The sequence below is a fragment of the Halomonas lysinitropha genome (assembly GCF_902500215.1).
GTDB lineage: Bacteria > Pseudomonadota > Gammaproteobacteria > Pseudomonadales > Halomonadaceae > Halomonas > Halomonas lysinitropha.
In genome coordinates, this window is sequence record NZ_CABVOU010000052.1 from 1 (window position 1) to 310 (window position 310).

At 64.8% G+C, this 310-nt stretch carries 1 protein-coding gene; it reads left to right on the forward strand.

Annotation, left to right across the window (positions count from 1 at the left end):
- On the forward strand, positions 1-310 hold a 310-nt coding region (locus HALO32_RS17825; RefSeq protein WP_151445250.1), incomplete at both ends, for a transposase.

Genomic DNA, 310 nt, shown 5'->3' on the forward strand with positions numbered 1-310 from the left:
TAGAACACGCCCACCGTATACGCCGGAGTTTCGGCAACAGATGATCGACCTGGTACGCAGCGGTCGGGATCCACGAGACCTGGCTCGCGAGTTCGAACCCTCGGACCAGACCATCCGCAACTGGGTAGCCCAGGCCGACCGCGATGATGGCCGCCGCAGCGATGGCATGACCAGCGCTGAACGCGAGGAACTGTCCCATCTCCGCCGGGAGATCAAGCGCCTGCGCGAAGAGCGCGAGATCTTGTCAAAGGCCGCGGCCTGGTTCGCTCGGGAGACCGACGCCGTGCCGCCGAAATCTACGCGTTCGTCG